Below are 10,447 nucleotides of genomic sequence, written 5' to 3'. Positions count from 1 at the left end.
CGGGATGTCGAGGCGGCGCCCGCGCGCGGCCTCGCGGTCGAAGTCGAGGGCTCGGTTCGTCTCGGCGAAGTGGAAATGGGAGCCCACCTGGACGGGCCGGTCGCCCGTGTTGGTGACGCTCAGCTCGGTGACGGGCCGGCCCGCGTTGAGAACGATCTCGCCCGGCGCCGTGACCGTCTGGCCCGGGACGAGGCCCTCCGCCGGATTCTGTGCTTCCATCGCTGGCTCCTAGCGGATCGGCTCGTGGACGGTCACGAGCTTCGTGCCGTCGGGGAACGTGGCCTCGATCTGGACGTCGTGGATCATCTCCGGGACGCCCTCCATGACGTCCTCGCGCGCGAGGATCGTGGTGCCCCAGCTCATGAGGTCCGCGACCGTCCTGCCGTCGCGCGCTCCCTCGATGAGCTCGTAGCTGATGATCGCCACGGCCTCGGGGTAATTGAGCTTGAGCCCGCGGGCCTGCCGCCGCCGCGCGAGATCCGCGGCCACGACGATCATGAGCTTCTCCTGTTCGCGCGGACTGAGCCTCATGCGTTCTCCTTACCTCATGGCAACGGCACCCGCTCGCGATGCTAGGCCGCTCATGTTACCCCGGTGTTTCCCAGACGGCTCGGCGCCGGGGCAGAGGAAATTGGGCCGCGGGTAGGATCGAGGGGGCAGGAGGCCAACATGGCGAACTCACCCTCAGGCGAATCGATGGTCCACCGGATCGTCCGCGTGGTCGAGGCGTTCGACGGCGAGCACTCGACGCTGAGCGCGGCCGAATTAGCGCGCCGGGCCGGGCTGCCGAGCACCACGACCTACCGGCTCGTGGACGAGCTGCTCGCCGAGTCCCTGCTGGACCGCGAAGGCGCCAAGCTCCGGATCGGGACGCGGCTGTGGGAACTCGTCTCGCGGGGCTCGAAGGTTCTCGGGCTGCGCGAGGCAGCGCTGCCGTTCATGGAGGACGTGCAATCCGTGGTGGGGCACCACACGGCACTCGGGATCCTGGACCAGCAGGACGTCCTGTACATCGAGCGGATCGGCTCGAACACGTCCACGATCAACATCACCCGCGTGGCCGGCCGGCTCCCCATCCATGCGACCTCGTCCGGGCTCCTGCTTGTGGCGTTCGGTGCGGCCGAGCAGCAGAACACGTTCCTCGCGCGCCGGCATCCGCGGCTCACCGACGCCACGATCACGGACCCGGACGAACTCCGCCGTCTGCTCGCCGAGATCCGGCGTACGGGGTACTGCGTCCAGTTGGGGACGATCGTTCCCGAGTCCGCCGGGGTCGCGGTGCCCGTATTCAACGCTCACGGGGCGGCGATCGCCGCGCTCAGCGTCGTCATCCCGAGGGAAGGCGGCCCGGTGCAGAAATCGATCACGGCTCTCCAGACGGCCGCGCGCGGCATCTCCCGCTCGCTTGGCTGGGACGGGACGCTCCGCGACGCGATCCGCCGAAGCCTGTAATCGCGGCACGGGACCCGACCACGAGAGCAATTATTCCCGATCAACGGGAAAGGTGTGATTCACGCGACATGAACGGTGGGACTCTCATCGAGCCAGCCCTTTCGGTTCGAAGGCCGAATCTCCCGGCTCGAAGCCAGATTTTCGGTTCAAAGGAGTCCCACCATGAAGTTCCTCACCGGCCCTCGGCAGAACGCCTACGACGTCGTCGTCGTCGGCTCCGGCGCCGGCGCTCTCACCGCCGCGGCGACGGCGGCGCGGGCGGGCAAGTCCGTCGTCGTCCTTGAGAAGGCCAGCCGGCTCGGCGGCACGAGCGCCATTTCCGGTGGCATGCTCTGGATCGCCGGGAACCACTACGCCTGCGAGCGCGGGCTCAACGACTCGCTTGCTGCTGCGCACGAGTACGTGCGGGCGGTGTCCCGCGGCCGGGGCCGCGACGAGCTGCTGGACGCCGCCGTCGACTACGGCGACTCGATGCTCCGCTTCGCCGAGGACGAGCTCGGCGTGCGCTTCCTCTTCCTCGACAACTTCCCGGACTATCGTCAGGACCTCCCGGGAGCGGTCGACGGCGGGCGGACCATCGAGCCGCAGCTCGCCAACATCACCGAGCTCCTGGGCGGCCTCGCGGAGCACGTCCGATCGGACGGCCGGGCGCCGTTCACGATGCAGGAGTACGAGGACTGGGGCGCTTTCACCCGGTTCCCGTGGGACGAGCTCACCGCCCGCGCCGCGGCTGGTCTCGTCGCGAAGGGTCGCGCGCTCGTAGCGATGCTCCTTGCGAGCGCGGTGGGCGACGGCGCGCACCTCGCCGTCGAGGCCCGCGGCGCTCGGCTCGCTCACGACGGCGGGCGAGTCACCGGCGTCGTCCTGGAATCCGGCGAGGAGTTCGCGGCGAAGGACGCCGTGGTCCTCGCGACGGGTGGCTTCGAATGGGACGCGAAGCTTGCGGATTCGATGCTCGCGAGCCGGCTCTACACGATGTGCTCCCCTCCCTCGAATGAAGGCGACGGCCTCCGGATGGCCCAGCGCATCGGCGCGCAGACCCGCGGGACGCGCGAGGCCTGGTGGGCGCCCATGTCCATCACCGGCGATACCCGCGACGGCCGCCCGATCGGCACGCTCCTGCGCTTCGAGCGCCAAGGGCCCGGTTCGATCATGGTCAACCGGCACGGCAAGCGGTTCGCGAACGAATCCCAGAACTACAACGACCTCGCGCGCTGCCTCCAGTCGTGGGACTCCCCCAACAACCAGACGCTCAACACGCCGGCCCACGTGGTCTTCGACCAGAGCTACCTCGAGCGTTACGGGATCCTCGCCCACCGCGCGGGCCAGCCCACGCCGCAGTACCTCATCGAAGCTCCGACGCTCGCCGCGCTCGCTGAGAAGATCGGCGTCCCCGCCGAGAACCTCGAGGCGACCGTCGCGCGGTTCAACGAGCATGCGGTACAAGGCGAGGACCCCGACTTCCGCCGCGGCGAGACCGCCTACGACCGGTACTGGGGCGATGCACGAAACCCGTGGCCGAACCCGTCACTGGCCCCGCTCGCGCGCGGCCCGTACTACGCGCTCGAGGTGGTCAACGGCGCGTTCGGCACGAACGGCGGCATCGCCACGGACGGCCGTGCGCGAGTGCTCGACGTCGACGGCGCGCCTATCCCGGGGCTGTTCGCCGTGGGCAACGCGACTGAGAGCGCCTACGCTGCCGGCTACCCCGGCGCCGGTGCGACGCTCGGGCCGCTCATGACCATGGGCTATCTCGCGGGACGGACGATCGCGGGCCGGCCGGCCTCGTATGAGGCCGAGGCGGCCCTCGCGGAGGCCGCGCGATGATCCGCCACGCCGTCCTGTTCAAGTTCAAGCCGGACTTCCCGGCCGAACAGCGCGAGGCCTGGACAAGCGGGCTGGACCGCATGCGCGGCAACATCCCGGGCCTGCTCGCCCTCACACACGGCGCGGACGTCCTCCAGTCCGCACGCTCTTTCGACTACGCCATCGTCGCGGACTTCGAGTCCGCCGCAGACATCGACGTCTACAACACCCACCCCCTGCACGAGCCGCTCAAGCAGTACTCGTTCCCCAACAGCGAGCAGATCGTGTCGGTCGACTTCGAACTCCCCAAGGAAATGTCATGACCACTGCCATTCGCCGCGCCGGCGCGGCCGAGGCCATTGCCGACGAACCGCGCAAGACGCCGGGCAAGGCCGCCCTCGCGTCCTTCCTCGGCTCAACGCTCGAGTACTACGACTTCTTCATCTACGGCACCGCCGCGGCGCTCGTCTTCCCGGCGCTGTTCTTCCCCGCCAACAACCCGACTGTCGGCGTCGTGGCCGCGTTCGCGACCTTCGGTGTCGCCTACGTGGCGCGTCCTCTCGGCGGGATGGTCATGGGCCATTTCGGCGACCGGCTGGGCCGGCGGAACGTCCTTCTCGTGACGCTGTGCCTCATGGGGCTCGCGTCGCTCGGCATCGGATTCCTCCCGACGTACCAGAGCGTGGGCATGCTCGCACCGATCCTGCTCACGCTCGGCCGCCTGCTCCAGGGCTTCTCCGCCGGTGCCGAGTCCGCGGGCGCCTCCGCCCTCACCCTCGAACACTCGCCTGAGGGCCGTCGTGGGTTCTTCACGTCGTTCGTCATGACGGGCTACGCGTCCGGCATGGTCCTCGCGACGCTCGTGTTCGTGCCCATCACGGCCCTGCCGAAGGACCAGCTCATGTCGTGGGGCTGGCGCGTGCCGTTCTGGTGCTCGGTCGTGGTCCTCGCGATCGCGTACTGGGTGCGGACACGCCTGGATGAGACTCCCGTGTTCGAGGAGGCCCATGAGGAGGGAGTGGTCCGCAAGCTCCCGCTCCGCGAGGTGCTCAGGCACCAGATGCCCGACGTGCTGCGCGTTCTGTTCATGTCGGTCTTCTCGGTCATGCAGACGATCTTCACGGTCTTCGGCCTCTCCTACGCGACCACGCATGGCGGTCTCGACAAGGGCGCGATTCTCACGATCAACGCTGTGACGATCGGCCTCTCGATGCTTGCCATGCCTGCCGTCGCCGCCCTCTCGGACCGGATCGGACGCAAGCCGGTGCTCGTCGTCGCCATGGTGGGCTGCGCCGCAGGACTCTTCGGCTACTTCTGGGCCCTCAGCACGGGGAACCTCGTCCTCGTGTTCGTGGCGAGCTTCGCGTTCATGACGGTCCTCTACTCGGGCTTCAACGGCCTGTGGCCCGGCTACTTCGCCGAGCTCTTCGCCGCGCCGGTCCGTTACACGGGCATGGCACTCGGCAACCAGCTGGGGCTCGTCGTCGCAGGTTTCGGGCCGCTCATCGGCGGGCTCCTCATGACCGCTGGCCCCGCCGGGTGGATCCCGGTCGCGGTGTTCGGCGCCGTGTGCGCGGCGCTCGCCCTCGCCGCCGTCCTGAGCTCCCGTGAGACCGCACACACGCCCATTGACCAGCTCGGCGCGCCCGCCCTGGCCGCCGGCTCCCAGCAGTAAGGAACCTCGTGACCACCATCCAGAAGGCCATGGCCTGCGACGTCCTCGTGGTCGGCTCCGGTGCCGCCGGAATGGCCGCGGCCCTCAAGGCCGTAAGCCAGGGCCTGAGTGTCATCGTCGCCGAGAAGGAACGGTACTTCGGCGGCACGACGGCGATCTCCGCGGGCTGGGCGTGGGTGCCCGGCAACCGCGAAGGTGCCGCGGCCGGCGATACCCGCGAGGACGTCGAAACGTACCTCAAGCACCTTGCCCCGGAGACCTACAACGTCGAGGGAGTGCGCGAGTTCCTCGACGCCGTGCCGGAGGCGCTTGACTTCTTCGAGCAGGAGACCGCCGTCGAATTCGTGTACCCCGACAAGGCGCCCGACTACCAGATGGACCTCCCAGGGGCCCGCCTCGGCGGACGCGCGATCCTCCCGAAGGACACGGACGCGCGCATCCTCGGCGACAAGCGCCCGCTCATGCAGCCGTACCTCTCCTCCTACACCGTCTTCGGCTACATGCCGCAGGTTGGGCCGGATATCAACGAGTTCTTCCACGTCAACCAGTCCGTGAAGTCGTTCGTGTACGTCGCGAAGAAGCTCCTCCGCACGTGGTTCGACACGGCCCGCTACCGCCGCCCGGTGCTCCGCTCCAACGGCAACGCGCTCATGACCCTCATGGTCAAGAGCGCTCTCGACGCTGGCGTGCGGCTGTGGAACAGCTCGCCTGTGCTCTCGCTGACGAGGGGCGACGACGGATCCGTCACCGGAGCCGTGCTCGGCGGCGAGCACCCCGTGCGGGTCGAGGCGAAGCTCGGCGTGATCCTTGCCGCTGGCGGCTTCTCGGGCGACGCCGAGCTGCGGCGCCGCTACTTCCCTCACGACGGCGACGATCACTTCACGCCGACCGTGGGCCATGGCGGCGACGCTGCCCGCATGGCGCTCGCCGCGGGCGGCTTCATTGATGACGGCGTCTCCTCCGTGGGCTCGTGGGCGCCGGTGACCGTGTTCCGCCACCGCGACGGCCGCGAGCGGCTCTTCCCGCATCTGCGCGCGATTGGGCTGCCCGGGCTTATCGCCGTCGACCGACACGGCCGCCGGTTCGGCAACGAAGCCCTGAGCTACCACGACTTCGGTGGCGCCATGATCAGGCACAACTCCGCCGAGGAGAAGACGTTCGGGTACGTGATCGGCGATGCGAAGGCCATGCACAAATACGGGATCGGCTATGCCAAGCCCTGGCCCATGCCGCGTGGCTACTTTTACAAGATGGGATATCTGGTGCGTGGCGAGACGCTCGAGGAGCTCGCAGCAAAGCTCGAGGTTGACCCCGCAGGCCTGCGGGAGACCGTTGCGGAGTTCAACGTCCACGCGGCCGCGGGCACGGATCCCGAATTCGGGCGCGGCTCGACGGAGTACAACCACTTCCGGGGCGACCTCGAGCACCGGCCCAACCCGAATCTCGCCCCGCTCGATCAGGGCCCGTTCTACGCAGCCAAGATCCAGATGGGCGATCTCGGCACGTTCGCTGGCATCTCCGTGGACCGCGACAACGTCGTGGTGACCGAGGAGGGCGCCCCGATCCCGGGTCTCTTCGCCGTCGGCGCGGCGGCGCGGAGCGTCTTCGGCGGTGGCTACCCCGGCTACGGCTCGCACATCGGCGCGGCCCTCGTGTTCGGCTACCGAGCGGGCCGGGACATCGCGCGGCTCGCGGCGCTCCGCGGGGTGGACCGCGGCGTCGAGCGGGGACCCGAACTCCCGAAGGAGGCCACGCGATGAGCACGAACGCGAGCATCACGGCGACCGGCGCGGCCACGACCGGGGGACGCGTCGCCGGGAAGGTCGCGCTCATCTCGGGCGCGGCCCGCGGGATGGGCGCGTCGCATGCGCGTGTCCTCGCGGGCCACGGCGCCAAGGTCGTCATCGGCGACCTGCTCGACGACGAAGGCCGCGCGCTCGCCGCCAAGATCAACGCCGAGGCCGGTCGCGACGTCGCCCTGTTCGTCCATCTCGACGTCACGGACTTCGCAAGCTGGGAGCGCGCGGTGAGCGCCGCCGTCGAACGTTTCGGCAAGCTCGACGTTCTCGTGAACAACGCCGGGATCTTCACACGCGGGAGCGTCGAGGAGGCAGACGTCGACGAGTGGCGCCGCACGATCGAGATCGATCTCACGGGCAATTTCCTCGGCATGAAGGCCGCCGTGCCCGTGATGAAAGCGAGCGGCGGCTCGATCATCAACATCTCGTCGATCGCCGGCCTTGTGGGCTTCAAGAACCGCGCCGCCTACGCCGCCGCGAAATGGGGCGTGCAGGGGCTCACGAAGACGAGCGCACTCGACCTCGGCCCGTACGGCATTCGGGTCAACTCGGTGCATCCAGGCTCCGTCAACACGCCCATGACGGCTGGGCTCAAGCGCGGCTTCGGCCAGATCCCGCTTGATCGGGCAGCCGAGGTCGCGGAGATTTCCGACCTCATCCTGTTCCTGGCGTCCGACGAATCGCGGTTCATGACCGGCGCCAGTCTCGCGATCGATGGCGGAGAGACCGCGGGCAACAATCTGCGCGAGGATGCTTAGGGGACACCCGGCTTCGACGACAGGGGGCCGCGGATGACGACGCCGACGCGAGACTCCATCATCAGCCGCGTGGTGCGGATCCTGAGCTGCTTCGACCGCAGGACCACGTCGCTGAGCCTGAGCAGCCTCGCGCGCCGCTCGGGCCTGCCGCTCACCACAACGCACCGACTCACCGAGGAGCTCGTCAGGCACGGGCTCCTCGAGCGTGCCGGCAACGGGGACCTGCGGCCCGGACTGCGCATGTGGGAGCTCGCGTCGCGGGCCTCGCCGGCGCTCACACTGCGCGAGGTCTGCCTGCCGTTCATGGAGGACCTGCAGTCCACCGTGAAGCAGCATGTGACGCTCGCCGTGCTCGACCATGGGACGGCGCTCTACGTCGAGCGGCTCTCCTCCCCCGCGTCACCGCTCGATGCCGCGAACATCGCCGAACGCATGCCCCTGCACGCGTCCTCGAGCGGCCTCGTCCTGCTGGCCTTCTCGAGCCCCGCCGTGCAGAGCCGCGCCCTCGAGGGCCCGCTCGAGAAGATCACGCCCGAGACGGTCACCGATCCTGAGGCGCTGCGGCGCCAGCTCGCCGATACCCGGCAGAAGGGCTTTTCGGCGCCGCCCGGAATCGGGCGCACGGAATGGATCGGCGTCGCCGTACCCGTGTTCGGGCCCGGCGAATCGTCCCAGCGCCCCCACATCGCCGCGGCGCTCAACTGCATCCTGCCGCGCGCCGAGGCCGACCTCGTGCCGCGCGTTGTCCCCGCCCTCACGACCGCTGCGCACGGCATGACGCGAGCGCTCGGCGGGGTCCCGGATCCGCGCGGCAACCGCTAATTCTTCCGTCCACCGGAAGGGTCATGGGATCCGCCTCACCGATTGCGCCAAGCTCGACTCAACGACGTGATCCACGTCACCCGGAAGGCCGAGGTGCCGCCCGGAGTCCACACCCAAGGTCAGAGCCGGGCGCGTTGGCGCGCCCCGCCGGCCGGAAAGGAGGGCGAGATGACCCTCACGTGCCCGTTCACGGGAGCAACCGCCGACGACGGCGGAGCCTCCCACGTCGTCTCGGACCCGAACGCCGTGCCCACCCCGCCACCGTATTCCCACGAGCTCGATTGGCCCGGCGAACTCGAGCCGTTCAAGGTCGTCGACGATGGCAGCCAGGGCGACCCCTACCGGCACTACCGGTGGATGCTCGAGAACGCTCCAGTGCTGCGCGCAGCGTCGCCGGCTTCCGATGTCTGGTTCATCACCCGCTACGAGGACGTCCGCAAAGCGCTGCGGGCCCCGAAGGTCTTCTCCTCGGAGGTCGTCACGCCGGTGCCGCTCACATTCCTGACCCTCATCGACGCGCCGGACCACGCGCGGCTGCGGCAAATCGTGGCGAAGGCGTTCACGCCCAAGGCAATCGGGCTGTTCGAGCACCGCATCCGCGAGACGGCCGAGGGCCTGCTCGACGCTCTTGTGGCCCGGGGCGGCGGAGACGTGGTCGAGGACTACGCGATCCCGCTCAGCATGTCGACGATCAGCGGCCTCCTAGACGTGCCGGCCGAAGACTTCGAGAAGATGAAGTTCTGGTCGGACGAGACGTTCAGCTACTTCGGCCGCCTGGCCCGCAACGCCCCTGGCACCGGCACGGACGAACAAAGCGCCAACGAGTTCTTCGCGTACCTCAAGGACACGATGGAACGCCTGCACGCCGAGGGCAACGATTCCGTGGGCGGCCACATCGCGAGGATGTGGAAGGAGGGTGAGCTCACCGAGAAGGAGGCCAAGGAGCTGTGCGCGTTCGTGTTCATCGCAGGGCACGACACGACGACGATCCTCCTCGCGAACGCCTTCCGCGTCGTCGCCGAGCAGCCCGAGCTCCTGGACCGCCTGCACCGTGCACCCGCGGACGCAGAACTGTTCGTCGAAGAGCTCGCACGGTTCCGCGGCACGGTCCAACGGGTCAGCCGCATCACGACCGAAGAGGTCGAGGTCGCCGGGGTCACGCTCCCGAAAGGCGCGATCGTGCGGCTCATGCCCGCCGCGGCCAACCACGACGCCGCGAAGTTCCCCGACCCGGACGTGTTCGACCTCGACAGAGACACGTCCGGCCACCTCGGCTTCGGCCACGGAGTGCACAGCTGCCTGGGGGCCCCGCTCGCGCGGCTCGAGACGAAGGTCACGGCGGAGCTCCTGGGCCGCGCGCTCGCCTCGGTGAGCTTTCACCCCGACCACGAGATCGAGTACGTGCGCGGAAACAATCTCACCAACTCGGGCCCGCACCGACTCGTGGTGATCGTCGAAGGCCGCGAGACCGAGGCGAGCCGCCATGAGTGAGTCCACAGCCACCAGCGGACCGCTCCTGAACGGAGAGGGCGTGGAGGGACCCGTGGTCATCGTCGGCTCGGGCCACGCAGGCGTGGGGGTCGCGGCGGGCCTTCGGGCTCGGAAATGGGAAGGGCGCATCGTGCTCGTCGACTCCGACGACGCCGTCCCTTACGAGCGGCCCCCGCTCTCCAAGGAACTCCTCACCGGCGGGGCCCCCGCGGAGCCCACACCGCTGCGGAAGGAGTCGTACTACGAGTCCCGCGGAATCGAGCGCGTGCACGGCTCGGCCGCCACGATCGACCGGGATCGCCGCGAGCTCGTCCTCGCCGATGGGCGTACGGTGCCGTATGCGAAGCTCGTGCTCGCCACCGGGTCCACGCCGCGGCGGGTCACGGTCCCCGGCGCCGAGCTCGGCGGCGTCCTCTTGCTCAAGACGCTCCACGATGCGCGCCACCTCGCTCGCGAACTAGCGCCCGGTCGCCGCGTCGTCGTCATCGGCGCGGGCTACATCGGCCTCGAGGTCGCCGCGGCGGCAGCCAAGCTCGGCTGCTCCGTCACGGTGCTCGAGTTCCAGGACCGCGCGATGCGCCGCGTCACGAGCGGGCCCGTCTCGCGGTTCTTCGAGGATCTCCACCGACGAGCCGGCGTGCAGT

The 10,447-nt window shown here is 69.3% G+C and carries 11 protein-coding genes; 9 read left to right on the top strand and 2 right to left on the bottom strand.

Annotation, left to right across the window (positions count from 1 at the left end; translation table 11 throughout):
* Together ureB and ACLN58_RS12355 are read right to left on the bottom strand one after the other, a co-directional pair.
* On the bottom strand, positions 1-219 hold a 219-nt coding region (ureB, locus tag ACLN58_RS12360), incomplete at its 3' end, for an urease subunit beta (RefSeq protein WP_415855560.1).
* Between the two features lie 9 nt (positions 220-228).
* Positions 229-531 carry an urease subunit gamma gene (locus ACLN58_RS12355; RefSeq protein WP_415855559.1) on the bottom strand — a complete coding sequence of 101 codons (303 nt, stop codon included), beginning with the start codon at positions 529-531 and terminating at the stop codon, positions 229-231.
* Between the two features lie 138 nt (positions 532-669).
* Between ACLN58_RS12355 and ACLN58_RS12350 the strand changes: the two genes are divergently transcribed.
* The 9 genes from ACLN58_RS12350 to ACLN58_RS12310 form a co-directional block, all read left to right on the top strand.
* Positions 670-1,452, top strand: coding sequence for an IclR family transcriptional regulator (locus ACLN58_RS12350; RefSeq protein ID WP_415855558.1), 783 nt, complete (start codon positions 670-672; stop codon positions 1,450-1,452).
* Positions 1,453-1,614: 162 nt separating this feature from the next.
* Positions 1,615-3,279, top strand: a complete 1,665-nt coding sequence (locus ACLN58_RS12345; RefSeq protein WP_415855557.1) for an FAD-dependent oxidoreductase — start codon at positions 1,615-1,617, stop codon at positions 3,277-3,279.
* A complete protein-coding gene (locus tag ACLN58_RS12340; RefSeq protein ID WP_415855556.1) occupies positions 3,276-3,581 on the top strand; it encodes a Dabb family protein in 306 nt (101 codons plus the stop codon). The genes ACLN58_RS12345 and ACLN58_RS12340 overlap by 4 nt, the downstream gene beginning before the upstream one ends.
* Positions 3,578-4,933, top strand: coding sequence for an MFS transporter (locus ACLN58_RS12335; RefSeq protein WP_415855555.1), 1,356 nt, complete (start codon positions 3,578-3,580; stop codon positions 4,931-4,933). Before ACLN58_RS12340 ends, ACLN58_RS12335 begins: the two co-directional genes overlap by 4 nt.
* 8 nt (positions 4,934-4,941) lie before the next feature.
* The gene (locus ACLN58_RS12330; RefSeq protein WP_415855554.1) at positions 4,942-6,693 is read left to right on the top strand and encodes an FAD-dependent oxidoreductase; all 1,752 of its coding nucleotides are present in this window, start codon (positions 4,942-4,944) and stop codon (positions 6,691-6,693) included.
* Positions 6,690-7,490, top strand: coding sequence for an SDR family oxidoreductase (locus ACLN58_RS12325; protein ID WP_415855553.1), 801 nt, complete (start codon positions 6,690-6,692; stop codon positions 7,488-7,490). Before ACLN58_RS12330 ends, ACLN58_RS12325 begins: the two co-directional genes overlap by 4 nt.
* A gap of 33 nt (positions 7,491-7,523) precedes the next feature.
* The gene (locus ACLN58_RS12320; protein WP_415855552.1) at positions 7,524-8,312 is read left to right on the top strand and encodes an IclR family transcriptional regulator; all 789 of its coding nucleotides are present in this window, start codon (positions 7,524-7,526) and stop codon (positions 8,310-8,312) included.
* 66 nt (positions 8,313-8,378) lie between these two features.
* Positions 8,379-9,803: a cytochrome P450 gene (locus ACLN58_RS12315; protein ID WP_415855551.1), complete on the top strand. Its 1,425-nt coding sequence runs from the start codon at positions 8,379-8,381 to the stop codon at positions 9,801-9,803.
* The coding region (locus ACLN58_RS12310) for an NAD(P)/FAD-dependent oxidoreductase (protein WP_415855550.1) at positions 9,796-10,447 on the top strand (652 nt) is incomplete at its 3' end. The genes ACLN58_RS12315 and ACLN58_RS12310, both read left to right, overlap by 8 nt.

It is taken from the genome of Sinomonas sp. G460-2 (assembly GCF_047759905.1).
Classification (GTDB): Bacteria; Actinomycetota; Actinomycetes; order Actinomycetales; family Micrococcaceae; genus Sinomonas.
This window is presented reverse-complemented; position numbering and strand designations above follow the sequence as displayed.

What these genes read in the sequence shown, in the direction of transcription:
- ACLN58_RS12355 (WP_415855559.1), bottom strand. Translation starts at nt 531, where the DNA reads ATGAGGCTCAGTCCGCGCGAACAGGAGAAGCTCATGATCGTCGTGGCC.
- ACLN58_RS12350 (WP_415855558.1), top strand. Translation starts at nt 670, where the DNA reads ATGGCGAACTCACCCTCAGGCGAATCGATGGTCCACCGGATCGTCCGC.
- ACLN58_RS12345 (WP_415855557.1), top strand. Translation starts at nt 1,615, where the DNA reads ATGAAGTTCCTCACCGGCCCTCGGCAGAACGCCTACGACGTCGTCGTC.
- ACLN58_RS12340 (WP_415855556.1), top strand. Translation starts at nt 3,276, where the DNA reads ATGATCCGCCACGCCGTCCTGTTCAAGTTCAAGCCGGACTTCCCGGCC.
- ACLN58_RS12335 (WP_415855555.1), top strand. Translation starts at nt 3,578, where the DNA reads ATGACCACTGCCATTCGCCGCGCCGGCGCGGCCGAGGCCATTGCCGAC.
- ACLN58_RS12325 (WP_415855553.1), top strand. Translation starts at nt 6,690, where the DNA reads ATGAGCACGAACGCGAGCATCACGGCGACCGGCGCGGCCACGACCGGG.
- ACLN58_RS12320 (WP_415855552.1), top strand. Translation starts at nt 7,524, where the DNA reads ATGACGACGCCGACGCGAGACTCCATCATCAGCCGCGTGGTGCGGATC.